The sequence below is a fragment of the Streptomyces sp. NPDC059534 genome (assembly GCF_042743475.1).
Classification (GTDB): Bacteria; Actinomycetota; Actinomycetes; order Streptomycetales; family Streptomycetaceae; genus Streptomyces.
In genome coordinates, this window is sequence record NZ_JBHWAQ010000002.1 from 1 (window position 1) to 26466 (window position 26466).

The 26466-nt window shown below is 73.4% G+C and carries 25 protein-coding genes, 1 pseudogene and 1 riboswitch; of the genes and pseudogenes, 10 read left to right on the plus strand and 16 right to left on the minus strand.

Going from position 1 to position 26466, the window contains the following annotated elements; all coding sequences use genetic code 11:
- Positions 1–161 precede the first annotated feature (161 nt).
- Genes ACFVZH_RS02095 through ACFVZH_RS02105 form a run of 3 tightly spaced genes read right to left on the minus strand, consistent with a single transcriptional unit; the run spans position 162 to position 3242 of the window.
- On the minus strand, positions 162–830 hold the full coding sequence (locus tag ACFVZH_RS02095; protein ID WP_384891742.1) for an O-methyltransferase: 669 nt from the start codon (positions 828–830) through the stop codon (positions 162–164).
- Entirely contained in the window at positions 827–1936 is a 1110-nt protein-coding gene (locus tag ACFVZH_RS02100) for a DUF2330 domain-containing protein (protein WP_384891745.1), read from the minus strand. Before ACFVZH_RS02100 ends, ACFVZH_RS02095 begins: the two co-directional genes overlap by 4 nt.
- Before the next feature lie 58 nt (positions 1937–1994).
- Positions 1995–3242 (minus strand): cytochrome P450, encoded by a 1248-nt coding sequence (locus ACFVZH_RS02105; RefSeq protein WP_384891747.1) that lies wholly within the window; start codon positions 3240–3242, stop codon positions 1995–1997.
- Positions 3243–3471: 229 nt separating this feature from the next.
- Here ACFVZH_RS02105 and ACFVZH_RS02110 point away from each other — a divergent pair, with 229 nt between their 5' ends.
- A complete protein-coding gene (locus ACFVZH_RS02110; protein ID WP_384891750.1) occupies positions 3472–4650 on the plus strand; it encodes a steroid 3-ketoacyl-CoA thiolase in 1179 nt (392 codons plus the stop codon).
- 164 nt (positions 4651–4814) lie between these two features.
- Here ACFVZH_RS02110 and ACFVZH_RS02115 read toward each other — a convergent pair.
- The 8 genes and pseudogenes from ACFVZH_RS02115 to ACFVZH_RS02150 all read right to left on the minus strand — a co-directional run.
- Positions 4815–5747: pseudogene (locus tag ACFVZH_RS02115) on the minus strand (NAD(P)H-dependent flavin oxidoreductase); the annotation flags it as partial.
- Positions 5748–5925: 178 nt separating this feature from the next.
- A complete protein-coding gene (locus tag ACFVZH_RS02120) occupies positions 5926–6327 on the minus strand; it encodes a transglycosylase SLT domain-containing protein (protein ID WP_384891752.1) in 402 nt (133 codons plus the stop codon).
- A 286-nt stretch (positions 6328–6613) separates the two neighbouring features.
- A complete protein-coding gene (locus ACFVZH_RS02125; protein ID WP_384892912.1) occupies positions 6614–7528 on the minus strand; it encodes an ECF transporter S component in 915 nt (304 codons plus the stop codon).
- 23 nt (positions 7529–7551) lie between these two features.
- Positions 7552–9279 carry an ABC transporter ATP-binding protein gene (locus tag ACFVZH_RS02130; protein WP_384891755.1) on the minus strand — a complete coding sequence of 576 codons (1728 nt, stop codon included), beginning with the start codon at positions 9277–9279 and terminating at the stop codon, positions 7552–7554.
- On the minus strand, positions 9276–10487 hold the full coding sequence (locus ACFVZH_RS02135; RefSeq protein WP_384891758.1) for an energy-coupling factor transporter transmembrane protein EcfT: 1212 nt from the start codon (positions 10485–10487) through the stop codon (positions 9276–9278). Before ACFVZH_RS02135 ends, ACFVZH_RS02130 begins: the two co-directional genes overlap by 4 nt.
- The gene (locus ACFVZH_RS02140) at positions 10484–11164 is read right to left on the minus strand and encodes an SCO2322 family protein (protein ID WP_384891761.1); all 681 of its coding nucleotides are present in this window, start codon (positions 11162–11164) and stop codon (positions 10484–10486) included. Before ACFVZH_RS02140 ends, ACFVZH_RS02135 begins: the two co-directional genes overlap by 4 nt.
- A complete protein-coding gene (locus tag ACFVZH_RS02145) occupies positions 11161–12411 on the minus strand; it encodes a prenyltransferase/squalene oxidase repeat-containing protein (RefSeq protein WP_384891764.1) in 1251 nt (416 codons plus the stop codon). Before ACFVZH_RS02145 ends, ACFVZH_RS02140 begins: the two co-directional genes overlap by 4 nt.
- A 73-nt stretch (positions 12412–12484) precedes the next feature.
- Positions 12485–12624, minus strand: a riboswitch (cobalamin riboswitch).
- A gap of 65 nt (positions 12625–12689) precedes the next feature.
- A complete protein-coding gene (locus ACFVZH_RS02150) occupies positions 12690–13772 on the minus strand; it encodes an MBL fold metallo-hydrolase (RefSeq protein ID WP_384891767.1) in 1083 nt (360 codons plus the stop codon).
- 126 nt (positions 13773–13898) lie between these two features.
- On the opposite strand from ACFVZH_RS02150, the gene ACFVZH_RS02155 reads away from it, so the two are divergent.
- From ACFVZH_RS02155 to ACFVZH_RS02170, 4 genes are all read left to right on the plus strand, one after another.
- Positions 13899–15362: an aldehyde dehydrogenase gene (locus ACFVZH_RS02155; protein ID WP_384891769.1), complete on the plus strand. Its 1464-nt coding sequence runs from the start codon at positions 13899–13901 to the stop codon at positions 15360–15362.
- The gene (locus ACFVZH_RS02160) at positions 15362–15595 is read left to right on the plus strand and encodes a ferredoxin (RefSeq protein WP_384891772.1); all 234 of its coding nucleotides are present in this window, start codon (positions 15362–15364) and stop codon (positions 15593–15595) included. The genes ACFVZH_RS02155 and ACFVZH_RS02160 overlap by 1 nt, the downstream gene beginning before the upstream one ends.
- 195 nt (positions 15596–15790) lie before the next feature.
- Positions 15791–16378: a hypothetical protein gene (locus ACFVZH_RS02165; protein ID WP_384891775.1), complete on the plus strand. Its 588-nt coding sequence runs from the start codon at positions 15791–15793 to the stop codon at positions 16376–16378.
- 99 nt (positions 16379–16477) lie between these two features.
- Positions 16478–17020: a hypothetical protein gene (locus tag ACFVZH_RS02170; RefSeq protein WP_384891778.1), complete on the plus strand. Its 543-nt coding sequence runs from the start codon at positions 16478–16480 to the stop codon at positions 17018–17020.
- 56 nt (positions 17021–17076) lie between these two features.
- Here the strand turns inward: ACFVZH_RS02170 and ACFVZH_RS02175 are convergent, their stop codons facing one another.
- A complete protein-coding gene (locus tag ACFVZH_RS02175; RefSeq protein ID WP_384891781.1) occupies positions 17077–17703 on the minus strand; it encodes a TetR family transcriptional regulator in 627 nt (208 codons plus the stop codon).
- Positions 17704–17941: 238 nt separating this feature from the next.
- Here ACFVZH_RS02175 and ACFVZH_RS02180 point away from each other — a divergent pair, with 238 nt between their 5' ends.
- The 4 genes from ACFVZH_RS02180 (at position 17942) to ACFVZH_RS02195 (ending at position 22072) form a co-directional block, all read left to right on the plus strand.
- Complete coding sequence (locus tag ACFVZH_RS02180; protein ID WP_384891784.1) at positions 17942–19261, plus strand: glycosyltransferase family 4 protein; 1320 nt, start codon at positions 17942–17944, stop codon at positions 19259–19261.
- 64 nt (positions 19262–19325) lie between these two features.
- The gene (locus ACFVZH_RS02185; protein WP_384891787.1) at positions 19326–20072 is read left to right on the plus strand and encodes a class I SAM-dependent methyltransferase; all 747 of its coding nucleotides are present in this window, start codon (positions 19326–19328) and stop codon (positions 20070–20072) included.
- Positions 20069–21154 carry a prenyltransferase gene (locus ACFVZH_RS02190; RefSeq protein ID WP_384891790.1) on the plus strand — a complete coding sequence of 362 codons (1086 nt, stop codon included), beginning with the start codon at positions 20069–20071 and terminating at the stop codon, positions 21152–21154. The genes ACFVZH_RS02185 and ACFVZH_RS02190 overlap by 4 nt, the downstream gene beginning before the upstream one ends.
- A 99-nt stretch (positions 21155–21253) precedes the next feature.
- Entirely contained in the window at positions 21254–22072 is an 819-nt protein-coding gene (locus ACFVZH_RS02195) for a DUF2613 family protein (protein ID WP_384891793.1), read from the plus strand.
- Here the strand turns inward: ACFVZH_RS02195 and ACFVZH_RS02200 are convergent.
- The 3 genes from ACFVZH_RS02200 to ACFVZH_RS02210 form a co-directional block, all read right to left on the minus strand.
- Positions 22047–22946, minus strand: coding sequence for a hypothetical protein (locus ACFVZH_RS02200; RefSeq protein ID WP_384891796.1), 900 nt, complete (start codon positions 22944–22946; stop codon positions 22047–22049). The two genes, ACFVZH_RS02195 and ACFVZH_RS02200, sit on opposite strands and share 26 nt — an antisense overlap.
- 167 nt (positions 22947–23113) lie before the next feature.
- Positions 23114–23569, minus strand: coding sequence for a hypothetical protein (locus ACFVZH_RS02205; protein WP_384891799.1), 456 nt, complete (start codon positions 23567–23569; stop codon positions 23114–23116).
- Positions 23570–23682: 113 nt separating this feature from the next.
- Positions 23683–24534, minus strand: a complete 852-nt coding sequence (locus tag ACFVZH_RS02210) for a helix-turn-helix domain-containing protein (RefSeq protein ID WP_384891802.1) — start codon at positions 24532–24534, stop codon at positions 23683–23685.
- A 249-nt stretch (positions 24535–24783) separates the two neighbouring features.
- Between ACFVZH_RS02210 and ACFVZH_RS02215 the strand changes: the two genes are divergently transcribed.
- Positions 24784–25332, plus strand: a complete 549-nt coding sequence (locus tag ACFVZH_RS02215; protein ID WP_384891805.1) for a hypothetical protein — start codon at positions 24784–24786, stop codon at positions 25330–25332.
- Positions 25333–25388: 56 nt separating this feature from the next.
- On the opposite strand, the gene ACFVZH_RS02220 is transcribed toward ACFVZH_RS02215, so the two are convergent.
- Positions 25389–26399, minus strand: coding sequence for an LLM class F420-dependent oxidoreductase (locus ACFVZH_RS02220; protein WP_384891806.1), 1011 nt, complete (start codon positions 26397–26399; stop codon positions 25389–25391).
- Positions 26400–26466 lie beyond the last annotated feature (67 nt).

Here is a 26466-nt window from a genome sequence, read left to right on the forward strand (position 1 = left end):
GGCCTGACGGTCCCGCTGCTGTTCCAGCGAAGGGGGCATGGCAGATCTCCGTCTGTTCGGAGACCCATGTGTAACCAACGTCCGGCAGTTTTATACCTAGGGCCTGTCGTCACCTTCCCGTCGCCGCCCTTCGGGCGACGACGGGAATCTGACGACAGGCCCTAGCTCACCACGCGGGCCAGGAGCAGGCCGTCGTAGCCCTTGGTGCCGACGGTCTGGAAGGCGGTGGCGTCGAGGCGGGGTTCGCGGGCGACGAGGTCGAACATCGCGCGGGTGCCGGTGATGGCGGGGTCGTCGGGGTGGGCGGTGGCGATCCTGCCGTTGCGCACCACGTTGTCGACGATGATGACCGTGCCGGGGCGGGAGAGCTTGAGGGCCCAGGCCACGTAGTGCGGGTTGTTGACCTTGTCGGCGTCGATGAAGACGAGGTCGAAGGGGCCGGCGCCCTCCTCCTCCAGCCGCGGCAGGGTGTCGAGGGCGGCGCCCGTGCGGACCTCGACGATCTTGTCGAGGCCGGCGTGGGCGAGGTTGGCGCGGGCGACGTCCGCGTGGGCGGGGTCGTATTCGAGGGTGATCAGCCGGCCGTCGGCGGGCAGGGCGCGGGCCAGCCAGATGGTGCTGTAGCCGCCGAGGGTGCCGATCTCCAGGATGTTCCGGGCGCCCTGCATCAGGGCGAGCAGGTGGAGCAGCTTGCCCTGGTTGGGGGCGACGGCGATCTCGGGCAGGCCGGCCGCCGTGGAGGCGGTGAGCGCGGCGGTGAGCGCCTCGTCGGCGGGGGTGATCGTCTCGGCGAAGTAGTGGTCCACTTGGGACCATCGAGGGTTCGTCATGCGGCCGAACGTACACCGGGGTCGCGTCGTGACCGGCGCCTTGTCGCCCGTACGGCCAGGAGCGTCGCGACCGCCGTGAGCAGCAGTCCGCCGCCCACCGTCAGGAGCCAGGCGGGGGTGCCGTCGCCGACCGTCAGCAGGCGGTCGGTGTAGACGACTCGGCGGTACGGGGTGTCGGCGACGGTCCGCAGGTGGTGGTCGTCGTCGATGCGTTCGGGGTGCGGGAAGCTCTGCTCCAGGGCGGTCAGGTGGACGGGGGTGCCGCCGGTGAGCCCGGCGAGGGCGAAGCTCTCGTCGCCGTCGATCCGGCCCGAGAAGGTGATCTCGGGGCGGTCGCCGCCGATGGGGGAGCGGGGCTCCATCCGGTGGTCGGCGAGGATGTACAGGCCGAGTGTCTGCGGCGTCTGCGCGAGGCGGGAGAGCCGCATGGGGTAGACGAGTTCGGCGGAGGCGAAGCTGATCCGCAGCGGGGTGAGCTTGCCGTCGAGGGACGCGCCCTTCTCCAGGGGGGCGAGGCGGACGGCGACGTACTCCCACTTCCGGTCGACGTACGGCCGGAGCGCGCCGGGGAGCCGCTCGGGCAGCTCGAAGCCGTTGGCGTGCAGCCAGTCGCCGAGCGCCTCGGGGTCGGTCGCGGTCAGCCGGGCCACGTCGAAGGGGCCGAGCCGCTCGCGGCCGACGACGCCGACGCCGGAGCCCGTACCGGGCGGGGCGGCGCCGGCCGCCCCGTCCCCCCACGGGTTGTCGAACGGCCAGTCGCCCTCGCGCGGCCAGAAGTGGTACCGGTCGCGCTCCTCGGGCTCGGTGAGGGATTCGAGCGCTTCGAAGAGGGCGGGCTCACCGAGGGTGACCTCGGCCCGGCCCGGCACCGGCATGATCCAGGCGGCCCGCCGGGCGTTCCCGTGGACGTTGAAGCGCATGACGACGGTCTCGGTGCGGCCGTCCCAGCGGACGGCCGACTCCTCGCGGTCGACACCGATGCGCTCGGACCTGGACGGGATCATCGCGCCGCAGCCGCAGGCGTACGCCGGTGCGACGAGCGAGCCGAGCTGGAGCGCCAGCAGCGCGATGACGATGGTCAGGATGTTTCTGTGTGTCCCCCGCATGTGGGGTCGGACGCGCCGGGCGGTGATCCGGTTCCGGTTCCGGTCCCGGGCGCCCGGCTCAGAGGGAGGTCCGGACCCGGAGTTCCTTCACCCCGTTCAGCCAGGCGGCGCGCAGGCGGCGCGGTTCGCCGACGAGCGTGAGGTCGGGCAGGGTGTCGGCGATGGCGTTGAAGATCAGTTCGATCTCCTTGATCGCGAGGGACTTGCCCAGGCAGAAGTGGGGTCCGCCGCCGCCGAAGCCGAGGTGCGGGTTGGGGTCACGGGTGATGTCGAAGCGTTCGGGGTCGGTGAAGACCTCGGGGTCGTTGTTGGCGGAGGAGTAGAAGAGGCCGACCCGGTCGCCCTTGCGGATCTTCTGGCCGCCGATCTCGGTGTCCTGGGTCGCGGTCCGCTGGAAGGAGACGACGGGGGTGGCCCAGCGGACGATCTCCTCGGCGGCGGTCGCGGGGCGCTCGCGTTTGAAGAGCTCCCACTCGTCGGGGTGGGTGAGGAAGGCGTGCATGCCGTGGCTGATGGCGTTGCGGGTGGTCTCGTTGCCGGCGACGGCGAGCAGCAGGACGAAGAAGCCGAACTCGTCGGAGGAGAGGTTGCCCTGTCCTTCGGCGGCGACGAGCTGGCTGACGATGTCGGCGGCGGGGCACTCCTTGCGGGCGGCGGCCATGTTCATCGAGTAGCCGATGAGTTCCATGGCGGCCTCGGCGCCGATCTCCTCGGTGATGGCGTACTCGGGGTCGTCGTACGCGACCATCTTGTTCGACCAGTCGAAGATCCGGGAGCGGTCCTCCTGGGGGACGCCGATGAGTTCGGCGATGGCCTGGAGGGGCAGTTCGACGGCGACGCGGGTGACGAAGTCGAAGGTGCCGTCGGCGTCCACGGAGCGCCCGGCCTCCTCGACGATGGCGCGGGCGCGGTCGCGGAGCGCGGTCTCCAGGTTCCGTATCGCGCGGGGGGTGAAGCCGCGCTGGACGATCTGGCGGACCCGGGTGTGCTCGGGCGGGTCCATGTTGAGCATGATCAGTTTCTGGACCTCGATCTGGTCCCGGGTGATGTGCTCGTTGAAGCGGATGACCGCCGTGTTCTCGTTCGAGGAGAACAACTCGGGGTGGGTCGAGACGTACTTGACGTCCGCGTGGCGCGTGACGGCCCAGTACCCCTCGTCGCCGAAGCCGGTGACGCCGGCCGGCTGGGGGCACCACCAGACGGGCGCGGTCTGCCGCAGGCGGGCGAACTCCGGGAAGGGAATGCGGTCGCGGAGCAGATCGGGGTCGGTGGCGTCGAACCCTTCGGGGAGATGGGGGCAGGGCATCGGCAACACTCTCCATATCTGATGGGCCATCAGAAGTTGCCGGGAAAGTTAGTAACGAGTTCTACAAGTAGCAAGGGGCGGGGCGGGAACTGTTGCGTCCCGGACCCTTGCGTACCGGCGGTAGCAGTCATAAGACTGCTCTCAGAACTAGAACGCGTACTAGTTCCCCCGTGACGCCGACCGACCGGGGTGCCGGGACACCCCGTCCGGTCGAGGAGAGGACGAGCTCATGGCCGCGGAACCCGTCATCGTCGAAGCCGTACGCACCCCCATCGGCAAGCGCGGAGGCGCGCTCGCCAACCTCCATCCCGCCTACCTCCTGGGCGAGACCTACCGTGAACTCCTCGGCCGCACCGGCATCCACGCCGACTGCGTCGAACAGGTCGTCGGCGGCACCGTCACCCACGCCGGCGAACAGTCCATGAACCCCGCCCGCACCGCCTGGCTCGCCATGGGGCTGCCGTACGAGACGGCCGCCACCACCGTCGACTGTCAGTGCGGCTCCTCGCAGCAGGCCAGCCACATGGTCGCCAACATGGTCGCGGCCGGTGTCATCGACATCGGCATCAGCTGCGGCGTCGAGGCCATGTCGCGCGTCCCGCTCGGCTCCGGCTCCAAGCACGGCCCCGGCAAGCCGTTCCCCGACGAGTGGAACGTCGACCTGCCCAACCAGTTCGAGGCCGCCGAGCGCATCGCCCGCCGCCGCGGTCTCAGCCGCGAACGCGTCGACTCCCTCGGCCTGCTCTCCCAGGAACGCGCCGCGATCGCCTGGTCCGAGGAGCGCTTCAAGCGCGAGACCTTCGCCGTCCAGGTCCCCACCACCGAGGCGGAACAGGCCGCGGGCCAGGGCATGTGGCGGCTCGTCGACCGCGACGAGGGCCTCCGCGACACCACCATGGAGGGCCTGGCGCGGCTCAAGCCCGTCATGCCGACCGCCGTGCACACCGCCGGGAACTCCTCCCAGATCTCCGACGGCGCCTCCGCGATCATGTGGGCCTCCAAGCGCATGGCCCGCGCCCTCAAGCTCCGCCCGCGCGCCCGGATCGTCGCCCAGGCGCTCGTCGGCGCCGACCCGCACTACCACCTCGACGGCCCGATCGACGCGACCCGCGCGGTCCTCGGCAAGGCCGGGATGAGCCTCCGGGACATCGATCTCGTCGAGATCAACGAGGCGTTCGCGTCCGTGGTGCTGAGCTGGGCGCAGGAGTTCGAGCGGGACCTGGACGGTCTCGAGAAGGTCAACGTCAACGGCGGAGCCATCGCGCTCGGCCACCCCGTCGGCGCCACCGGCGCCCGGCTCATCACCACCGCCCTGCACGAGCTGGAGCGCACCGACAAGGAGTTCGCGCTGATCACCATGTGCGCCGGCGGGGCGCTCGCCACCGGGACGATCATCCAGCGGCTCTGACCGCCTCCTCGGCGAGGTCCGAGAGGTACGCGGCGGCCGCCGGCGACTCCTGGACGAGCGCGGCCGCCTGGCCGGCCCAGAGGTTCACGTACTCGGGCCGGCCCTGCTCGGCGGATCGGCCGCATCAGCGCGTTCTGCACGGGGTACGGGGGCACGTGCTCCTCGTGGGCCGCCATCTCCCGGACGAAGCCGTTCGGGATGCCCCGCGCCGTGCGTCCCGAGAACAGCCGGGTCAGCACGGTCGTGCGGGCCCCCGGGGTGCCCAGCGTCCGCCGGTGCGCCTCGCTCGCCCCCGACTCGCGCGCGGCGAGGAACCCGGTGCCGACCTGGACGGCGTCCGCGCCGAGCGCGAGCGCGGCGGCGACGCCGCGCCCGTCGGCGATCCCGCCCGCCGCGACGACGGGCACCGACACCGCGTCCGCCACCTGCGGGACCAGGGAGAAGGTGCCCACCAGGGACTCGCGCACCGGCCGCAGGAACGCGCCCCGATGGCCGCCCGCGTCGCTGCCGGAGGCGACGACGGCGTCCACCCCGGCCCGTTCCAGGGCCACCGCCTCGTCGACGGTGGTCGCCGTGCCGACCAGGACGATCCCGCGCCGCCGTGCCTCGGCGACCAGCCGGGGCGGCGGCGGGCCCATGACCAGGCTGATCACCGGCGGGGCCGCCGCGAGCAGGGCGTCGAGCTGCTCGTCGAAGTCCGGCCGCGCCCGTACGTCCGCGTCGTCCGGCGCCGAGACGCCCAGCTCTTCGTAGTACGGCCGCAGGCGCTCGACGTGCCCGGCGAGCGCGGTGGCGGAGAGTTCGCGCTCCTCGCCCTCCTGCGGCACCCAGAGGTTCACGGCGAACGGGCGGCCGGTGGCCGCGCGCAGCCGGGCCACCAGACCGGTGATCTCCTCGGGGGTGTGGTGGTGCGCGCCGTACGAGCCGAGGCCGCCGCCCTCGGACACGGCGGCCGCCAGCTCGACGGAGGACAGGCCGCCGCCGAAGGGGCCCTGCACGATCGGGAGCGCGGTGCCGACCAGCGCGCCGAACCGGCCGGGGGAGAGCGGGGCGGGTGCGGGGGGTGTGGTGCCGGGTGTGCTGGGCGCTGCGGGCATGGGCGGCCTCCGGGATCGCGGCGGGGTCTGTCGCGGCGGGGTCTTCCGTGCGCCCGCCGACGACCGGAAGACTAGACGACCGGTCTACTAAAAATCCAGAGCCGGAAAACGCCGCAGGCCCCGCCCCTCCGGAGGGAGGGCGGGGCCTTGCGGATGCGCTGTGCGGCGGCAGGTTCTCTTAGTACCAGCCGTTGGCCTGCCAGAACGCCCAGGCGGCGTTCGGGGAGCCGTAGCGCTCGTTCATGTAGTCCAGGCCCCACTTGATCTGGGTGGCCGGGTTGGTCTTCCAGTCGGAACCCGCGGAGGACATCTTCGAGGCCGGGAGGGCCTGGACCAGGCCGTAGGCGCCGCTGGACGAGTTGGTCGCGGTGTGGTTCCAGTGCGACTCGTGCTCGACGATCTTGCTGAAGGACGCGTACTGCGAGGCGGGGACGATGTCGCGAGCGAGCTCCTGCGGGCTGGCGGCCGAAGCCGAGCCCGTCGTGCCGAGCACCGCACCCGATGCGCCCAGCAGCACGGCTGCGGTGGCGGCGATCTTCTTGTTGCGGGCAGAGGCACGAGAGGTGAGCGAGCGGATCAACGTATCTACCTAACGTCGGGAACAAGGGCTGCGTCAGGCGATTTCGGCAAGCCGGAACCAGAGCCCGGGAGACCCGGGAACTGGGGGAACCGGCCGTCCGAGGCGCTGTGGTGAGCACCGGCTGCCTGGCGACGTCCACCAGACAAACAGGCCCGGCGGGGGTGGGGCAACCACCCCATGTACGAGGCAGGTTCGGACCCGGGCGGAACGTCCCGGGGATGGGTGTGCCACGTTTCCGCAGCTCATGCCGGGGTCTGGAGTGGTTTGGGTGGGTAGCGCCGGTCTACTATTCCGGCTCGTACGTGACGTAGGTCCTGTGGGCCGCCTCACCCGGGGCGGGCACTTCCGGGGCCCCGAATGTGACCTGGGCCTCGAAGTTGGCGCGTCGCGTGGCCCGCCGAAGCGCCCGCAGGAGCGCGCCGCCGACGGTCAGGGTGAGGACGACGGTCAGCGCGGCGCGGCCCAGGTCCCATCCGAGGGAGGTGGCCACGAGGAAGGCGAGGAACCGGACGAGGTTCTCGTGCGCCGGAGCACCCGGGACGAAGAAGATCCCGCCGCTCCCGCCACCCGCGTCGACCGCGCCGCCGCCGAGCGTCACCCAGCCGTACAGATTGGTGACCGTGCCGTACGCGAACGCCGCCACGAAGCCGTACACGGAGAGCATCGCCAGCTCGGCCCGCCCCCGCAGCGCCGTCGGGCCCGGCAGCAGCCCGGCGCCCATCGTGAACCAGCCCATCGCGAGCATCTGCGTCGGCATCCACGGCCCCACACCCCCCGTGAGCAGGGCCGACGCGAACATCGTCACCGCACCGAGGACGAAACCGAACCCCGGCCCCAGAACCCGGCCGCTCAGCACCATCAGGAAGAACATCGGCTCCAGGCCGGCCGTCCCCGCCCCGAGCGGCCGCAGGGCGGCCCCCACCGCGGCGAGCACCCCCAGCATCGCGACGGCCTTCGCGTCCATCCCGGAGTCGGCGATCGTGGCGACGACCACCGCGATCAGCAGCGGCAGCAGGGCGGCGAAGAGCCACGGCGCGTCCGCCGCGTGCGTCGTGACGGCCGAGCCCGCGTCGGCGAACAGCGGCCAGCAGATGCCGAAGAGCCCGATCACGGAGACCAGGACCAGCGCCGCCACCGAACGCGGCCCGAGCCGGACCGGACGGGTGCGTGCGGCCCGGGGGCCCGGCGCCGGGCCCTTCACGGGACGGGTGCGGGGACGGGTGCTCACAGGGCCGCCTCCACCTGCTCGACCGTGAGCCAGGGCTGCGGGGCGAGGATCTTCGCCACCTGCGGCGAGAACGCCGGGGAGGAGACGACGACCTCGGCCGTCGGGCCGTCCGCCACCACCTCGCCGTCCGCGACGATCACCACCCGGTGCGCCAGCTCCGCCGCCAGCTCCACGTCGTGCGTGGCCAGCACGATGGCGTGCCCCGCCGCGGCGAGCCCGCGCAGATGGGCCACGAGCCGGGCCTTGGCCGCGTAGTCCAGGCCCCGCGTCGGCTCGTCGAGCAGCAGCAGCGGCGGCCGGCCCGTCAGCACCACGGCCAGCGCGAGCGCCAGCCGCTGCCCCTCGGACAGGTCCCGGGGATGCGTCCCGTCCGCCACCCCCGGCAGCAGCTCCTCCACCAGCGCCCGGCAGGTCCCGGGCGCCGCGCCCGCGTCCCCGTCCGCCGCCGCGCACTCCGCGGCGACCGTGTCCGCGTACAAGAGGTCACGCGGCTCCTGCGGGACCAGGCCGACCTGGCGGATCAGCTCGCGGGGAGCCGTCGTGTGCGGGGGCAGGCCCGCGACCCGGACCGTGCCGACGGTCGGCTCGATCATCCCCACGAGGGTGGAGAGCAGGGTGGACTTCCCCGCGCCGTTGCGGCCCATGAGCGCGACGGTCTCGCCGGCGTCGACGCGGAGGTCGACCCGGCGCAGGGCCTCCACCCGGCCGCGCCGGACGCCGAGGCCGTCGGCGAGCACGAGAGGGGCCCCGGTGGGGCCGGCCGGTCGGGTACGGCGCCGCCGGAACGGAAGGAATCCCCCGCCCCGGGACTCTGCGGCACCAGTGGCTCCCGGTCCGTCCGGCGTACCGGGACCGGAGTCCGGGACGGACCCGGGGAGAGGGGACGGCGCGAGGCGGGGCAGCGGCCCCGCGGGGACCCGCCCCTCCAGCCGCGCCTTCAGCGGAGCCGACCTCCGGCGCGCGTCCCGCACCGTCAGCGGCAGCGGCTCCCACCCCGCGAGCCGCCCGAGCGCCACCACCGGGGGATGCACCGGCGAGACCGCCATGACCTCCGCGGGCGGCCCCATCACGCCGTCCGGCAGCAGCAGTACCTGGTCCGCGTACTGGACGACCCGTTCGAGGCGGTGCTCCGCGAGGAGAACGGTCGTTCCCAGGTCGTGGACGAGGCGCTGGAGCACCGCGAGGACGTCCTCGGCGGCGGACGGGTCGAGCGCGGAGGTGGGCTCGTCGAGGACGAGGACCTTGGGGTGGGGGGTGAGGACGGAGCCGATCGCGACGCGCTGGCGCTGCCCGCCGGAGAGGGTGGCCAGGGGACGGTCGCGGAGCTCGGCGAGACCGAGGAGGTCGAGCGTCTCCTCGACACGGCGGCGCATGACGGCCGGGGAGAGACCGAGGGACTCCATGCCGTAGGCGAGCTCGTCCTCGACGGTGTCGGTGACGAAGTGGGCGGACGGGTCCTGGCCGACCGTGCCCACGAGGTCCGCGAGCTCGCGCGGCGGGTGGGTGCGGGTGTCGCGGCCGTCGACGGTGACACGGCCGGTGAGGGTGCCGCCCGTGAAGTGCGGGACGAGGCCGGAGACGGCGCCGAGCAGAGTGGACTTGCCGACGCCGGAGGGACCCACGAGGAGCACGAGTTCGCCCTCGGGGACGGTGAGGCGCACATCCCGGAGGGTGGGTTCGGCCTCGTCCTCGTACGTCACCGAGACGTTCTCGAAGCGGATCACGTGCTCTCCTTGGGGACGGGCGCGACGAAGGCCGGCAGCAGGCCGACGAGGACCGACAGGGCCGGCCAGAGCGGCAGCTCGGGCGCTTCCAGCGGTACGACGCCGGGGTGCAGCGCGTCGGGTGCGATGGTGTTCGCCCAGATCATGAGGACGGCCACCGCCACACCGGAGCCGGCGACGAGCCAGGCCCGCGCGCCCCAGTGATCGGGCCGGTAGCGGGTGCGGAGCGTCCTGCGGCCGCCGAGGCGGAGGCCGGCCAGGGCGGCGAGGAGTCCGGCGCCGAGCAGCGGGAGCCCGTATCCGGCGCCCTCCGCGGCCAGGAGTCCGTACGAGCCGGCGCAGACGCCGAGCAGCCCGCCGAGGGTCAGCACGTTCGTGGTGCGCCGCACGGAGGCGGGGACCCGCGCCGTCCGCCCGTAACCGCGCGCGTCCATCGAGGCCGCCACGGCGATCGACCGCTCCAGGGCCCCTTCGAGGACCGGCAGGCCGATCTGGAGCACGGCCCGCACCCCGCCCGTCGGGCGGCCCCGGAGGCGGCGGGCGGTCCGCAACCGGACCACGTCGGCGACCATGTTCGGCGCGAAGGTCATCGCCACGACGACGGCGACCCCGGCCTCGTACAGCGCGCCCGGCAGCGACTTCAGCAGCCGCGCCGGGTTGGCGAGGGAGTTCGCGGCGCCCACGCAGATCAGCAGGGTCGCCAGTTTGGCGCCGTCGTACAGCGCGAAGACCAGTTGCTCGGCCGTCACCCGCCCCCCGATCCGTACGCCCTGCGCCCAGTCGGGCAGCGGCACCTCGGGCAGCGTGAACAGCGGATGCGTGCCGGGGATGGGGGAGCCCAGCAGCAGCGAGAACACCACCCGCAGGAAGACGACGAACAGGCCGAGCTTCACGAAGGCGCCGTACGAACGGGCCCAGGGCGCGTCCGTACGGCGGGCCGCCACGACGTATCCGGCGACTCCCACGAGCAGCCCGAGCAGCAGCGGATTGGTGGTGCGGGAGGCGGCGACGGCCAGGCCCAGGGCCCATAGCCACCAGGCTCCGGCGTGCAGCGCGTTGGCCCGGGTCGCCACCGGGGCCGCGAACCGGGAGCCCGGACCGGGCCGGGACCCCGACGCGGGCCGGGACCCCGGCGCGGGCCGGGACCCCGGCGCGGGCCGGTCCGTGTGCGGGGCCGTGAACGTGCCGCGGCTACGGGCGGGGCTCATCCGCGACGGCGGGCCTTCCAGATCGCGGCGCCGCCGAGCGCCAGGACGGCCGCCCCGCCGGCGAGCACGCCGAAGGACGGACCGCCGCTGCCGTGCCCGGGGGCGGCGGCCGCGGGAGCGGTGGGCGCGGGGGACGCCGGGGCGTTCTCCGCGACCTGCTCGCCGCAGCCCCGCGCCGGATAGCCGGCGATCCCGCACAGCATGGCCGCGCTGTCGTACCGCAGCGGCTTCGCCACCGCGGCCAGCGCCTCCGCGCCCGTCGCGTCCTCGCGGACCTCCGCGCAGCCGACCTTGATCAGCTTCTCCGGCGGGTGCTCGCCGGGCGGGGCGTCCGCGGGGCCGCCGAAGTCGACGACGACGGCGATCCGCTTGCTGCCGTCCTTCTTCTCCACGCCCCCGCAGATCCCCGCGAAGTCGGGGGCCAGGGCCGGCTGGGAGGTGTCGCTCGTGCCCTGGCTGATCGCGAAACGGAAGCCGATCGCGTCGCCGTCGGCGGGCCGGGCGGTCGCCGGGCCCTGGGTGGCGTACGCCCAGGGCTTGCCGCCGTCGCTCTCCCAGAACGACCAGTAGCGGTAGCCGGCGGCCTGCGCCGGGGCGGCCGCGACGGCGGTCAGGGTCAGCAGCGCCCCGGCCGCGGCGCCCGCGATCCGGGCGCCCGCCCTGCGGGTGGCTCTCACTTCTTGCGGCCGCTCACGAGGAAGCCGATGCCGACGCCGACGACCGTGCCGATGCCGATGATCCACCAGATGTCGAAGCCGGACTCCTCGTCGTCGCTGGTGGAGGAGGCGGAGGTGTCGGGGGTCTTGGGCGCGGGGCCGGTGGCGTTGAGCTGCTCGACCAGGTCCGCCGTACCGAACTCGCGCGGGTCGGTCTCGGTGGCGCGGGCGGCCAGGATCAGCTGCGCGTACGCGGCCGGTCCGCTCTCCTTCGCCCAGGCGGCGGAGTTCTTCTCCAGCCACACGAGGGCGGGCTCCGCCTCCTGGGCGGCGCCGGCCGCGGCGAGGGCCACGACCGCGTCGGCGGTGTTGCCGATGTCCGGCTTCTCGGTCGTGTCGGTGGCGCCCGGCATCGGCGGGGTGGTGAGGTGGCCGGTCTTCGCGAGGGCCTTCGCCAGGTAGGAGGCGCCGTTGAGGGCGGCCCGCTCGGCGGTCGGCTTCGTGAGGTCGGTGCAGACCGGCGGCTGCTCGGGGGACGCCTTGGTGGCGGCGATGCTCTTGCCGAGTCCGGCGAGGGTGGCCGCGGCGGTGGCGTCGGCGTTCGCGAGGAGCGTGCCAGCCTTGTCCGGCTGGTACGCGAAGGCCCCGGCGCCGTCCTTGTCCGAGCAGGGCAGGGCGAAGGAGAGGAGCGCGTCGTACGGGGTGCGGCCGTCGGCGGAGGTGTACGAGCCGGGCTTCTCCCCGGTCGCGGCGAGCGCGCCGACGACGATCGAGGTGGAGTTGGCGTCGCTGGCGCCGCCGGCGCCGTAGCCCCAGCCGCCGTCCTTGTTCTGCACGGTCTTCAGCCAGGCGCTGCCGGCCTTGACGGCCTGGTCGACCTTCTCGGGCGCGGCGGCCTGGCGGCGGACGGCGCCGAGCGCCTGGACGGCGACGGCGGTGGCGTTGGTGTCCCGCATCGTCTTGGCGTCACAGGGCGTCGCCGCGTCCGCGCGGTACGAGGCGAACGAGCCGTCGGCGCACTGCTGGCCGAGGAGCCAGCCCACGGCCTGGTCGGCGGGCTGGTAGCCGGTGCTCCGCTGGGCGAGGAAGGCGAGCGACTGGCGCCAGACGCCGTCGTACGTCGGGTCCTTCGTGCCGTACAGGCCGGTCGCGGGGGTGCCGGTCGAGGGGGTCGGAGAGGGCGCGGCGGCGGCCGGGACGGCGGCTGCGGCGCCGAGTGCGACGGCGGCGGCGGCGAGCGCGGCGGCGCTGCGGCGGACGGTGTTCATGGGGCCCTCTCCTGCGGCCGGGCACCGGCACGCCTCAAGGGCACCAGGCTCCGGCTCCGTATTCCTCGACGGTGCCGGCGGTCACGTCCCGGGCGGGGCATTCCGACTTGCCGGTCCTTGCGGGGACCGGCTCACGGTTGCGGGTCAGTGCCGGATTCGCACCGGTCTTCCCCCCGTACGGGCATGATGACGACCCGCTCACTGTACCGGCCCGTACGCCCTCCGCTCCGGCGGTGCGAGACGCCTCACACCGCACCGACTCAGGGGGAGGCGGCAGGTCACCGCGGGGGGCGCGCCGCCGGCCGGGCGGGGAGCGCGACCGGCTCCACGGCGATGTAGGTGACCGGGTCCGTGCCGGTCACGGCCTCCGCGCGGCCCAGTTTCACGAGGCGGCGCACATGGGCCTCGGCCTCGCTGACGGCGATGTTGCGGGAGCCGTGGGGGATCTGGTCCCAGGGCCGGTTCCACTCCATCCGTTCGGCGAGCTGCCAGGGGGTGAGCGGGGCGGCGAGGAGGCCGAGGAGCCCGGTGAGGCGTTCCTCGTGGTGGTCGAGGAGTTCGCGGACCCGGCCGGCGGCGTCGGCGAAGGCGTACTGGTGGGCGGGGAGGACCTCGGCGACGCCGAGGCGGCCGATCCGTTCGAGGGAGTCGAGGTAGTCGCCGAGGGGATCGGCCCCGGTGGCGTCGTCGGGGTCCTCGTACAGACCGATGTGCGGGGAGATCCCGGGCAGCAGGTGGTCGCCGGAGAAGAGCCGGCCGTGGCCGGGCAGCCGCGCGGGGTGCTCCTCCTCCAGGTGGAGGCAGACGTGACCGGGGGTGTGGCCGGGCGTCCAGATGGCGCGCAGCCGCCGGCCGGCCAGGTCGAGCAGCTCGCCGGGGACGATCTCGCGGTCGGGGAGCGCGGAGCGCAGGCCCGGCAGCGTCCGCATCCGGCCGGACGCGCGGGCCGCCCGCAGCGGCGCGATGTGGTCCTCGGGGGCGCCGACGGTGGCGAGCTTGCGGGCGAGGTAGTCCAGCCAGGTGCCGGGTTCGGCGCTCCGCGTCCGGCGCACGACGGCGGTGTCGGCGGCGTGCATGGCGATCCACGCCCCGGACTCCTCGCGGACCCGGCCGGAGAGGCCGTGGTGGTCGGGGTGGTGGTGGGTGATGACGACCCCGTGGACGTCCCGCACCGAAAGACCCAACACCTCCAGGCCGCCCGCGAGTTCGGCCCACGACGCGGGGTCGTCCCACCCGGTGTCGACGAGCACCGCACCCCGGTCGGTGTCGAGCACGTGGACCAGGGTGTGGCCGAGCGGGTTGTCCGGGATGGGCACCCGGAGCGACCAGACGCCTCCGCCGTGCTCGGTCACCTGGGTCATGTGCCCTCATCTCTACGAGACCGTACGGAGCTTGCTCGACCATTGCCCACTATAACTAGAACTGGTATCAGTTCTGAGGCATCGTCAGGAAGTCCAGGGAATCCATCTCCTCGGGAGGCAGCGGTCATGACCGAGCTTGTGGAGCACGGAAAGCTGTTCATCGGCGGGGAGTTGACCGATCCGCTGGGCACCGGAGTGATCGAGGTGATCTCCCCGCACACGGAGGAGGTCATCGGACGCGTCCCGCACGCCTCCGAGGCGGATGTCGACCGGGCGGTCGCGGTCGCCCGCCGGGCCTTCGACGAGGGGCCGTGGCCCCGGATGACGGTCGGGGAGCGGATCGAGGTCGTCAGCCGCATCAAGGACGCGATCGCGGTGCGGTACGAGGAGATCGGCCGCTCCATCAGCGCGCAGAACGGCTCCCCGTACTCGTGGTCCGTCCTCGCCCAGGCGCTCGGCGCGATGATGGTGTGGGACGCGGCGATCACCGTCGCCCGGGACTTCCCGTACGAGGAGCGGCGCGGCGGTGTCCTCGGCCCGCTGCTGGTCCGGCGCGAGCCGGTCGGCGTGGTCGCGGCCGTCATCCCGTGGAACGTCCCGCAGTTCACCGCCGCCGCCAAGCTGGGGCCCGCCCTGCTCGCCGGCTGCACGGTGGTCCTCAAGCCGTCCCCGGAGTCGCCCCTCGACTCGTACATCCTGGCCGAGATCGCCACCGAGGCCGGGCTGCCCGAGGGCGTCCTCAGCATCCTGCCCGCCGACCGCGAGGTCAGCGAGTACCTCGTCGGGCACCCCGGCGTCGACAAGGTGTCCTTCACCGGATCGGTCGCCGCCGGCCGCCGGGTCATGGAGGTCGCCTCCCGCAACCTCACCCGCGTCACCCTCGAACTCGGCGGGAAGTCGGCCGCCGTGATCCTGCCGGACGCGGACCTGGAGACCGCCGTCGCCGGGATCGTCCCGGCCGCCTGGATGAACAACGGCCAGGCGTGCGTCGCCCAGACCCGCATCCTCGCCCCCCGTTCGCGGTACGAGGAGATCGCCGAGGCCCTCGCCGCGGCGGCGGGCGCCCTCGTCGTCGGCGACCCGCTCGACCCGGCCACCCAGGTCGGCCCGCTCGTCGCCCGCCGCCAGCAGCAGCGCTCCCTCGACTACATCGGCATCGGCCAGCAGGAGGGCGCCAAGGTCCTCGCGGGCGGCGGCCGCCCGGCCGGACTCGACCGCGGCTGGTACGTCGAGCCGACCCTCTTCGGCGGCGTCGACAACTCCATGCGGATCGCCCGCGAGGAGATCTTCGGCCCGGTCATCTGCCTCCTGCCGTACGGGGACGAGGCCGAGGCCCTCCGGATCGCCAACGACTCCGACTTCGGCCTCAGCGGCAGCGTCTGGACCGGCGACGTCGAGCACGGCATCGACTTCGCCCGGGGGGTGCGCACCGGCACCTTCAACGTCAACACCTTCAGCCTCGACATGCTCGGCCCCTTCGGCGGCTACAAGAACTCCGGCCTGGGACGCGAGTTCGGCCCCGAGGGCTTCGGCGAGTACCTGGAGCACAAGATGATCCACCTTCCGGCCGGCTACGAGGGCGGCGCGTGATGGGCGACCGCTGGCGCGTCGAGGTCGACCGCGGCGTCTGCATCGGCTCCGGCATGTGCGTCGACCACGCCCCGCACGGCTTCCGTCTCGACACGGCCCGCCAGTCCCACCCGGCGGAGGCGGAGACGGACGCGGGCGAGGCACTGCTCGCCGCGGCCGAGGGCTGCCCGGTGGAGGCGATCCTGATCACCGTCGCGGACGGCGGGGAGCCGGTGTTCCCGCCGGAGGAATAGCCGGGGAAGCGGCGGGGGCTCGGCGGGGAGGCGGTGGGCAAGCGGCGGGGGCTCCGCCGCTTCCCGGCCCCGCCCCGCCCCGGCCCGGCGCCGGCCCCGCCCGCCCCGCCGTCCGCCGGACAACGCCCGTGACCTGCGCGTACCGCGTGTGTGACACTCCCTCGGCACAGCGGACACACAGGGAGTGGGGCAGGTATGCGGGGTCGGGGTACACGGTGGGCGGCGGTCGCGGGCGCGACGGCGGTGGTGCTTCTCGGGGCGGGATGCGGGACGGGCGCGGGCGCCGGGGGAGGGGGTTCCGCCTTCGGCCGGGAGACGGTGCACGCCGAGATCGTGGGCGCCGTCGAGAAGGCGGGGCTGCCGAAGTCCGACCTGGCGGGGCCGGGCGGGGCGGGCGGCACGGGCTCCACGCCGCGGCCCGCCCCGTCCACGGAGCGGGAGCGGCTCGAGGAGCGTGTCACCGCTTGCACGGCCGGATGGCAGTACGTCGGCCCTCCCGTCGACGGGTCGCGCCGCGACTTCGAGGAGGCGGTCGACGCGCTGGTCGGCCAGGCGTGGACCGAGGGGAACCGGCAGGTCGAGAAGGTCGGCGAGGAGGGCGACACCATGGTCGGGGTCACGCTCAAGAAGCGGGGCTGGACGCTGTTGGCCCGCCATCACGACGTGAAGCAGGGGCTGGTCGTGGACATGATCTCCCTGCAGGCGACGGAGGACGCGTGCATGAACAAGTTCACCGAACAGGAGTTGGACTCCTTGTTCGGGAAGGACCGCGAACGGCCTTGACCGAAGGCGCCTTTGCGTACGTCGCCCGTTCCCACGTGCAAAACTATGCCCTTGGTCACGGGGGCGACGGGCCTTCGTATGAGCGTATTCGGGAGTGTCGTGCGCAAGGCGAGGTTGGTGGCCGCGGCCGCCGGTGTGGTGCTGCTGGTCGCGGGTTGCGGAAGCGAGGGCGGTGCGGACAAGGGCGGTTCGGCGTCCGGGGGTTCGTCCTCGGCCGGTTCCTCCGCGGCGGGCGGCTCGGGCGGTTCGAGCGACGAGAAGCTGGACGCGGCCGCGGTCACCAAGGAGCTGACGGACGCGGCGACGGGGGCCGGCTTCGCGCAGGACGCCTCGGGCGAGCAGGTGCCGGCCGAGGCCAAGGACTGCATGGTCAGCTGGACGGCGGACGCCGAGAAGGCCGCCGACCCGGCGAAGTCGTACACGGACACGGTCGCGACCCTGACGAAGGGCGGCTGGAGCGAGGAGCGGAGCTCCGGCGCGGGCGGCTCGGTGATCAAGTCGCTGAAGAAGAGCAGCTGGCAGCTCCAGGCCAGCAACCACTCGGCGGGCCCGCTGAAGCTGGTGATGTTCGTGGCCGTCGACGGCGGCCCGGACTGCGCGGCGGCCCTCGCGGCGAGCAACGCCAAGCCCGCGGGTTCCTGATCGGGCGCCGCCCGCGCCTCCGGCCGGTGGACCGTCGGGGGCGCGGGCGGGACGTGTCAGACCGTTCCGGGCTGCGGGGCCGTGAGGTCGATCAGCCGGCAGACCGTCTCGATGTCGATCTTCACCTGTGCGATCGAGGCGCGTCCGGACAGCCAGGTGATCAGGGCCGAGTGCCAGGTGTGCTCGATCACCCGGACCGCCGAGAGCTGGCTCGGGGTCGGGTGCTCGGCGCCCATCGCGTCCAGGATGATCGCGGTCGTCAGCCGCGAGACCGTGTCGACCTCCGGGCTCACGCTGCGGTCGGCGAACGTGAGGGCCCGCACCATCGCGTCGGCCAGCTGCGGTTCCCGCTGGAGCGCGCGGAAGGCCCGCATCAGGGTCTCCGCGACCCGCTCGGCCGGGTCCGCGCCGGCGGGCGGCCGCTTCCGCAGGGTGGTGTGCATGTGCTGGAGCTGGTCCTGCATGGTCGCGACCAGCAGATGGATCTTGGACGGGAAGTAGCGGTACAGCGTGCCCAGGGCCACGCCGGCCGCCTCGGCGACCTCCCGCATCTGCACGGCGTCGAAGCCGCCCCGCGCCGCGAGCTGGGCGCTGGCGTTCAGGATGCGGCGGCGCCGCGCCTCCTGGCGCTCCGTGAGGGCCGGCGACGCGGGTCTGTGGTCCGCTCTGTTCTCTGCGGTCATGAGGTCCCGTTCCGTGCGGTGGGGAGCGACAGTATGGCGGCGTGGCCGCCGTGGCGCGAATCACCTGTTCCGGCTCTCACGGCGGAGCTACCTGCCGGTAGATTCTGTCCTCCTTGAAGGATCAAGGAGTGGGCAGGAAGACAGGCGAGAAGATCCAGAACGATCAAGTCTGTAACTTGTTCTAGATTAGCGCGAGCGGTTACGCTCCGGCGAAACGCACGCTCGAAGGGGGTCGCGCATGACCGCTGAGGCCATAGAGGCAAGCCCCCGACAGGGCGTCACCGCAGCCGGTGACGCACCGTTGCGGATCGCTCTCCTCACGTACAAGGGGAACCCCTTCTGCGGTGGGCAGGGCGTCTACGTCCGGCACCTCTCCCGCGAGCTCGCCCGCCTCGGCCACCACGTCGAGGTCGTCGGCTCCCAGCCGTACCCCACGCTCGACGAAGGGGTGCCGCTCACCGAGATCGCCAGCCTCGACCTCTACCGCTCGCCGGACCCGTTCCGGACCCCGAAGCGCGAGGAGTACCGGGACTGGATCGACGCGCTGGAAGTCGCCACCATGTGGACCGGCGGCTTCCCCGAGCCGCTCACCTTCTCCCTGCGGGCCCGCCGCATGCTCGCCGCCCGCCGCGGCGACTTCGACGTCGTCCACGACAACCAGACCCTCGGCTACGGGCTCCTCGGCGGCCCCCGCGCCCTCGGCGCGCCGCTCGTCACCACGATCCACCACCCGATCACCGTCGACCGGCAGCTCGAACTCGACGCCGCCGCCGACTGGAAGCGCCGCGCCTCCGTCCGCCGCTGGTACGCCTTCACCCGCATGCAGAAGCGCGTCGCCCGCCGGACCGAGTCCGTCCTCACCGTCTCCGGCACCTCGCGCCAGGAGATCGTCCAGCACCTCGGCGTCCGCGAGGACCGCATCAGGGTCGTCCACATCGGCGCCGACACCGACCTCTGGTCGCCCGACCCGTCCGTCGCCGAGATCCCCGGCCGGATCGTCACCACCTCCAGCGCCGACGTCCCCCTCAAGGGCCTGATCCACCTGATCGAGGCGCTCGCCAAGCTCCGCACCGAGAACCCCGACGCGCACCTCGTCGTCGTCGGCAAGCGCGCCGAGGACGGCCCCGTCGCCGCCGCCATCGAGCGGTACGGGCTCGACGGCGCCGTCGAGTTCGTCAAGGGCATCAGCGACGCCGAGCTCGTCGACCTCGTGCGCTCCGCGCAGGTCTCCTGCGTGCCCTCCCTGTACGAGGGCTTCTCGCTGCCCGCCGCCGAGGCCATGGCCACCGGCACCCCCCTGGTCGCCACCACCGGCGGCGCGATCCCCGAGGTCGCCGGCCCCGACGGCGAGACGTGTCTGGCGGTGCCGCCGGGCGACGCCGGGGCGCTGGCCGCCGCGCTGGGGCGGGTGCTCGGCGACCCGGAGCTGCGGGCCCGGCTCGGCGCGGCCGGGCGTGAACGCGTGCTGTCCCGGTTCACCTGGGCGCGTGCCGCGCAGGGAACGGCCGAGCTGTACCGCGAGGCGATCGCCCTCCAAGGCGCCGGGTCCCGCCGGTGACGCGACCGGCCGCCCTCAGGGACGCCTGCCCACCACTTCCCCCCAACCGCGAAAGCAGGACTTCGTGCTGACCGTCGACTTCACCCGCTTCCCGCTCGCCCCCGGCGACCGTGTGCTCGATCTGGGCTGCGGTGCGGGTCGGCACGCGTTCGAGTGCTACCGGCGCGGCGCGCAGGTCGTGGCCCTCGACCAGAACGGCGAGGAGATCCGCGAGGTCGCCAAGTGGTTCGCGGCGATGAAGGAGGCCGGGGAGGCCCCCGCCGGGGCGACCGCCACCGCGATGGAGGGCGACGCCCTCAACCTGCCGTTCCCCGACGAGTCCTTCGACGTCGTCATCATCTCCGAGGTCATGGAGCACATCCCGGACGACAAGGGTGTGCTCGCCGAGATGGTCCGCGTGCTCAAGCCCGGCGGCCGGATCGCGATCACCGTGCCCCGCTACGGCCCCGAGAAGGTCTGCTGGGCGCTCTCCGACGCGTACCACGAGGTCGAGGGCGGCCACATCCGGATCTACAAGGCCGACGAGCTCCTCGCCAAGATCCGGCAGGCCGGCCTCAAGCCGTACGGCACCCACCACGCGCACGCGCTGCACTCGCCGTACTGGTGGCTGAAGTGCGCGTTCGGCGTGGACAACGACAAGGCGCTGCCGGTCCGCGCGTACCACAAGCTGCTGGTCTGGGACATCATGAAGAAGCCCGCGCTGACCCGGGTCGCCGAGCAGCTGCTCAACCCGGTCGTCGGCAAGAGCTTCGTGGCGTACGCGACCAAGCCGCACCTGCCGAAGTCCGACACCGCGGACGCGGCCAAGTGACCTCTCCCGAGCGGATCGCCGAGCACCTCGTCCTGCCCGGGGTGCTCACCGCCGAACAGGCCGCCGAGACCGTCACCGGGATACTCGCCGTGCAGCGCGAGGACGGCGCCGTCCCGTGGTTCCGGGGCCACCACCTCGACCCGTGGGACCACATCGAGGCCGCCATGGCCCTGGACGCGGCCGGCGAGCACGCCGCCGCCGCCCTCGCCTACGCGTGGCTCGCCCGCCACCAGAACGGCGACGGCTCCTGGTACGCGGCCTACCACGACGGCGAGGCGGACCGGGTCACCGACCGGAGCCGGGAGTCGAACTTCGTCGCGTACATCGCCGTCGGCGTCTGGCACCACTACCTGTCCACCGGCGACGACGCCTTCCTGGACCGGATGTGGCCCGTCGTCTACGCGGCCGTCGAGTTCGTCCTCGGACTCCAGCAGCCCGGCGGCCAGATCGGCTGGAAGCGGGAGGACGACGGCACCCCGGTGAACGACGCCCTGCTCACCGGCAGTTCGTCGATCCACCAGGCCCTGCGCTGCGCCCTCGCCATCGCCGAGGCCCGCGAGGAACCACAGCCCGACTGGGAGCTGGCGGCCGGCGCGCTCGGCCACGCGATCCGCCGGCACCCCGAGCGCTTCCTCGACAAGTCCCGCTACTCGATGGACTGGTACTACCCGGTCCTCGGCGGCGCGATCACCGGACCCGAGGCCCAGGCCCGTATCGACGCCGACTGGGACACGTTCGTCGTGCCCGGCCTCGGCGTGCGGTGCGTCGTCCCGAACCCGTGGGTCACCGGCGGCGAGTCCTGCGAGCTCGCCCTCACCCTCTGGGCGATGGGCGAGTCGGACCGGGCCCTCACGATCCTCCAGGACATCGGACACCTGCGCGCCGGGAACGGCATGTACTGGACGGGGTACGTCTTCGAGGGCGACCAGGAGACCGACAGGGCCGTCTGGCCGGAGGAGCAGACCAGCTGGACCGCCGGCTCCCTGCTGCTCGCGGTCGCGGCCCTCGGCGGCGAGGAGGCCACGGTCGCGGTCTTCGGCGGCGAGCGCCTCCCGGCCGGCCTGGAACCGGACTGCTGCTGAGGCCGATTTCCCGCGCTCTAGGATGTGCGTCGCGTTCATGAGTGGCATGAACATGAGCACGGTGCGGGAGAGCAGAGTCAAGTGGACCGTCAAGGGTCTGTGAGTGAGAGATCCCCGGCCGCGGCCGCGGCCGGGGAACTGGCGAGTGAACTGCTCGCCCTGAAGAAGGCGTCGGGGCTGAGCTTCGCCCAGCTCGGCGAGAAGACCCACTACGCCAAGTCGTCGTGGGAGCGGTGGGTCAACGGGAAGCAGTTCCCGCCCCGGGCCGCCGTGGAGAGCATCGTCCGGCTCGACGGGAAGGACCCGGCGGTCCTGCTCGCCCTCTGGGACCGAGCGGACGAGGAACGGGCGTCGGGCGACGAGGAGCAGGCGTCCGCGGGCGCCGACGGCCCCGGCGACGGCGCGGACGGGGAGCGGACCGGGGCCGCGCGGCCGAAGCGCCGGCGCACGCCGTGGATCGCGGCCGTGGCCGGACTCGTCCTCGTCGCGGGAGCCGTCCTCGGCTACACCCTGATGTCCTCCGACGAGGAGCGGCCGCCCGCGAAGGTCGCCGGCCCGGCGACCGGCTGCCAGGGCAGCGCGTGCGAGGGCCGGGACCCCAAGAAGATGAACTGCGGAGCCGACGCCGTCACGGTCCGCACCGGCTCCATCCCCAAGGACCTGGTGATCGAGCTCCGTTACAGCAAGGCGTGCCAGGCGGCGTGGGGCCGGATCTCCTTCGCCCAGGTCGGCGCCACCGTCGTCGTCAACAACTCCGACGGCGCCGCGCAGGCCGACGTCGTGCACTACGACAGGGACGTCTACACGCCCCTGATCGCGGCCCCGGACGACGGCTCGGTGTGGGTCTGCGCGGCCCTGCCGAAGGACGGCGCGCGCAGCTGCACCGGCCGCTTCATCCCGAGCGAGGAGCAGCAGTAGCGCCCAGGACCTCGCGCGAGGCCCGTTCCTGGCGGGCCGTCAGGGTCCGCCAGTCCTCGGCGATCGACGGGTTCCGGTCCAGCCACCCCTGCTGGACGGCGGCGAGCCGGGTGTAGGCCGCGTCGAGGTAGCCCGTCTCGTCCTTGCAGCGCAGATCCGCGTTCAGCGCCGGGCTGCCCGTGCGGGCGTCGGCGGTGCGCAAGGACGCGAGGAGCTGTGCGGGGCCGGGTCCGGCGAACCCGGACCGGTCCATGCACGCCCGCCAGCGCGCCGTCACGGCCTGGAACGCGGGGTCCTTCTCCACGTCGTCGCGCGCCTGCTCCTGCGCCTCGAAGAGCATGATCCGCACCTGGAGCCAGCGCATCCGGCCGTCGCCGAGGACCCGCGTCTCGGCCTCGGCGAGACAGCCCTCGCCCGGCCGGGACACGCTCATCCGGATGCCCTTGGCGGTGACCCGCTTGTCCTGGTGCCCGAACAGCGCCAGCCCGTACGCCTCCGTGGACTCCGGGCTGCCCGGCTTCGGCGGCGTGTCGGGCACCGGCTCCGCGGCGGCCGGGGACGGCGTGGTCGACTCCAGGCCGAAGGGCTGAGGCAGCTGGTCGCCCGACTCCGCCGCCTCGGCGCCGGCGACGGGGGCGTACCGGAACCCCCGCTTCGCCATGCACGCGACGGCGAACCGCCGCTGCGCCTCGTGGCTGCGGGTGTTCGGGGTGAACAGGAACTCGGTGACCGGGGGCCGCCGGTGCAGCTCTTTCAGGTCGATCCGGGTGGCGGCGGCGGTCCGGTGGTCCGGTTCCGGCGTGGCGCCGCACCCGGAGAGCGCCGCCGCGCCGATGGCCGCACCGAGCACGAGTACGAGCGCGTTCTTCCGCATCAGAAGCAGGGAACGGAGGTCGTGGAGCGGACCCGCAGGGAGCTCGCCTCGTTGCGTCCGCTGTTCCGGCCGTTCTTCGTCATGGACGAGCTGCCTTTCCGATGGAGGGAGGGGGAGGGGCCCGGCACACCCCCGTGTCGCCGGGCCCCGGGTCGATCGGGTGAGGGCTAGAAGCAGGGGACGGAGGTCGTGGAGCGGACCTTCAGGGAGCTGGCCTCGCCGCCCTGGCTCCGGCCGTCGCCGTCGACGGCGTCGTCCGTCAGCTGCCAGCTGTCGACGGAGCTGCCGGGGTTGACGCAGAACAGCAGGCCGCCGCCGTAGTTGATGTCGCGGTAGTAGTGGCTCTCGTAGCCGCTGTCGCTGGAGTTGCTGGCGGCGTGCACCTCGTCGTTCACGACGCGGTTGTAGACGTCGAAGTAGTCGTTGGTGAAGTCGGCGTCGCTGTTGAAGAACGCGTGCTTGTTGTTGTTCGCGATGGAGGCCGAGAAGACACAGTGGTAGCCGGAGGGGCAGTTGGGGCCGGCCGACGCGGGAAGGGCCGTCGCCACGCCGCCCGCGACGATCAGCGCCGTCGCACCGAGGACGGCCGCGGCCCGCTTGCGGAACCCAGTGGTGCTGCTCATTCTCTGATTCACCTTCGTGTCGTGGGCGACCCGGCGGGTCGCGCGCGCAGACAGGCTGACATCCGCCGCACGGAGCCGTATTGGACAAAATCGCACCGGGCGGAGCCGGCCGTTCACCCGGCCAGCCACGGGCTCGCCCCGTTCCTGGCCGCCAGGAAGCGGCCCGGCGACCGTCCCGTCATCGCCGTGAACTCCCGGCTGAGATGGGACTGGTCGTAGAACCCGCAGTCGGCCGCGACGCCGGCGGCCGCGCCGCCCGCGGCCAGCAGCCTGATCGCCCGGTTCAGCCGCAGGACGCGGCCCAGGCGCTTGGGGGTGAGGCCGATCTGCTCGCGGAAGCCGTTCTCCAGGTGCCGCAGGCTCACACCGGTCCTGGCGGCCAGCTCCCCGATCGGGAGGGCGCCCGCCGTGCGGTCGAGGAGCCGCCACGCCTCCAGCACGGCCGGGGACGGCTCGCGGGACGGCGCCGCTCCGGCCGTCCAGCGCAGCAGGGCCTCGTCGACCAGGGCGAACCGCTCCGGCCACCCCGGGGCCGCCTCCAGGGCCTCGCCGAGGTCGCGGACCCGGCCGCCCAGGACGTCCACGGGGTCCGTGACCGTGTCCGCGAGGTCCCCGAGGGCCGTGCCGAAGAGGCGGTACGCCGCCCAGGGGGCGAGGGTGACCTCCATGCCGTGGAGGTCACCCTGGTGCCCCAGCACCCTGGCCCGGGTGTGCAGACCGGACACCACCGACGTGTGGGCGGGTGCCACGGCCCCCGCCGCCCCGCGCCCCGTCCGGCCGAGCCGCATCTCGCTGCCGAACCCGATGAGCAGCGACACCCTTCCGCTCGGAACCACCAGCCGCTCCTGCGGCACCCCCGCCGTCGACCGGAACCCGCGGTACGCGCCGACGCCCGGCCGGAGCCGGGCATCGGGGCTCGCGTAGAACCACTGGCAGTTTCCGGCCGCGCACACCCGGCGTCTCAACGTCGCACCCTTCTGAGTCCGGAACGGTCCCGGACCGGCTTTCACCACCACTGTCGGATCGGGCCGGACGGGGGGCCAGAGACGTCGGCATCCCAGGGACACGGAGGGATGTCCCACGGCGCTGACCTGCGAGGACGTGGACGCAAAGGGATGTGCGCACCGGGTGCGGAACCCGTTCGGTGCCACTCGGGTGGCGGGTCCCGGGGGCCCGGGCGAGGCTGGCGCCACTGTCCCCAGGGAGGTCTCGTCGTGCCCAGAACCGTTTCGCGTGGCGTCGTGGCGCTGCTGCTGTCCTGCACCCTGCTCCTGACCACGGCCGCCTGCAGCGGAGACGACGAGACCCAGAGCGCGAGCACCACCGCGACCCCGTCGGGCACGAGCACCGTCGAGCAGCAGAAGCTCGCCAAGACCCGGTTCGTGGCGAACGCGGGCCTGGCCGCGGGGGCCACGTACCAGTGGATCGTGAAGCCGTACCGCGCGGGCAAGTTCAAGAAGGGGGCCGACGGCCGCACCTTCGCGCTGGTGAAGGCCGGGCTCGCGGGCGCGTTCACCTACAACCGGCTGAAGGCCGCCGTGAACAACGCCAAGGGCGACCCGCTGCTCTCGAAGGCGGTCGCGCCGCTCACGGCCGGGATCGAGTCGCTGAAGGAACTCGGGACCAAGCTCCGCAAGGGCGAGGCGGGCGACGCGGACGTCGGCGCCTTCGAGAGCGTCATCAACAGCATCAAGGACGCGGGCAAGAGCGCCGGCGCCGAGGTCGTCGAGAAGGTGCCCAGCGCCTCGCAACTGGGCGGGTAGGGCCGGGGGGCCTGCCGGTCGGGTGTCGCGGGCGCGGTCCGGCCGACGGGGCGCCCCTACGTGTTGAGCTCCGCCAGGACGCGGAGTGTGGCGGGGTCCGGCGACGTGACGAGGAGGTCCGTCACCGGGCCCCGCCGCCATGCCGCGAGCCGTTCGGCGATCCGGCGGCGGGGGCCGACGAGCGAGATCTCGTCCGCGAAGGCGTCCGGGACGGCGAGTACGGCCTCCTCGCGCCGCCCGGCGGCGAACAGCTCCTGGATGCGGCGGGCCTCCTTCTCGTACCCCATCCGCCCCATGAGGTCCGCGTGGAAGTTGCGGGCCGCGTGCCCCATGCCGCCGATGTAGAAGCCGAGCATCGCCTTGACCGGCAGCAGCCCGGCCGTCACGTCCTCGCAGAGCTGGGCCCTGACCATCGGCGCGACCAGGAAGCCGTCCGGGAGGCGCTCGGGGAGCGCGTACACCTGCGCCCAGCGGTCGGGCGTCCAGTAGAGGGGCAGCCAGCCGTCGGCGATCGTGAGGGTCTGCGCGATGTTCCGGGGCCCCTCGGCGCCGAGCAGGACGGGCAGGCCGGCCCGCAGCGGGTGGGTGATCGGCTTGAGGGCCTTGCCGAGTCCGGTGCCGTCCTCGCCGGAGTACGGGTGGGAGTGGTGCCGGCCGTCGAGCCGGACGGGACCCTCGCGGCGCAGGACCTGCCGGACCACGTCCACGTACTCGCGGGTCGCGGTCAGCGGCGAGCGGGGGAAGGGGCGCCCGTACCAGCCCTCGACGACCTGCGGTCCGGACAGGCCGAGCCCCAGGAGCATCCGCCCGCCGGAGAGGTGGTCCAGTGTGAGCGCGTGCATCGCCGTCGTCGTCGGGGCGCGCGCGGCCATCTGCGCGACGGCCGTGCCCAGCTTGATCCGGCTGGTGTGCGCGGCGATCCATGTCAGCGCCGTGAAGGCGTCCGAGCCCCATGCCTCCGCCGTCCACACGGAGTCGTAGCCGAGCCGCTCGGCCTCGCGGGCGAGGTCGAGGTGGGTGGGGGAGGGGCCGCGGCCCCAGTAGCCGAGGGCGAGTCCGAGTCGCATGCCCCGCAACCTTTCTGACGATCCGTCAGGTAATGCGGGCACTGTACGGCAACGGCCCCCCACCCGG

Excerpts from the sequence above, each read along its gene's own strand:
- ACFVZH_RS02145 (WP_384891764.1), bottom strand. The coding sequence starts at position 12,411 with ATGAACACCGTCCGCCGCAGCGCCGCCGCGCTCGCCGCCGCCGCCGTC.
- ACFVZH_RS02180 (WP_384891784.1), top strand. The coding sequence starts at position 17,942 with ATGACCGCTGAGGCCATAGAGGCAAGCCCCCGACAGGGCGTCACCGCA.
- ACFVZH_RS02160 (WP_384891772.1), top strand. The coding sequence starts at position 15,362 with ATGGGCGACCGCTGGCGCGTCGAGGTCGACCGCGGCGTCTGCATCGGC.
- ACFVZH_RS02105 (WP_384891747.1), bottom strand. The coding sequence starts at position 3,242 with ATGCCCTGCCCCCATCTCCCCGAAGGGTTCGACGCCACCGACCCCGAT.
- ACFVZH_RS02110 (WP_384891750.1), top strand. The coding sequence starts at position 3,472 with ATGGCCGCGGAACCCGTCATCGTCGAAGCCGTACGCACCCCCATCGGC.
- ACFVZH_RS02175 (WP_384891781.1), bottom strand. The coding sequence starts at position 17,703 with ATGACCGCAGAGAACAGAGCGGACCACAGACCCGCGTCGCCGGCCCTC.
- ACFVZH_RS02155 (WP_384891769.1), top strand. The coding sequence starts at position 13,899 with ATGACCGAGCTTGTGGAGCACGGAAAGCTGTTCATCGGCGGGGAGTTG.
- ACFVZH_RS02150 (WP_384891767.1), bottom strand. The coding sequence starts at position 13,772 with ATGACCCAGGTGACCGAGCACGGCGGAGGCGTCTGGTCGCTCCGGGTG.
- ACFVZH_RS02095 (WP_384891742.1), bottom strand. The coding sequence starts at position 830 with ATGACGAACCCTCGATGGTCCCAAGTGGACCACTACTTCGCCGAGACG.
- ACFVZH_RS02165 (WP_384891775.1), top strand. The coding sequence starts at position 15,791 with ATGCGGGGTCGGGGTACACGGTGGGCGGCGGTCGCGGGCGCGACGGCG.
- ACFVZH_RS02135 (WP_384891758.1), bottom strand. The coding sequence starts at position 10,487 with ATGAGCCCCGCCCGTAGCCGCGGCACGTTCACGGCCCCGCACACGGAC.
- ACFVZH_RS02205 (WP_384891799.1), bottom strand. The coding sequence starts at position 23,569 with ATGAGCAGCACCACTGGGTTCCGCAAGCGGGCCGCGGCCGTCCTCGGT.
- ACFVZH_RS02100 (WP_384891745.1), bottom strand. The coding sequence starts at position 1,936 with ATGCGGGGGACACACAGAAACATCCTGACCATCGTCATCGCGCTGCTG.
- ACFVZH_RS02200 (WP_384891796.1), bottom strand. The coding sequence starts at position 22,946 with ATGCGGAAGAACGCGCTCGTACTCGTGCTCGGTGCGGCCATCGGCGCG.
- ACFVZH_RS02220 (WP_384891806.1), bottom strand. The coding sequence starts at position 26,399 with ATGCGACTCGGACTCGCCCTCGGCTACTGGGGCCGCGGCCCCTCCCCC.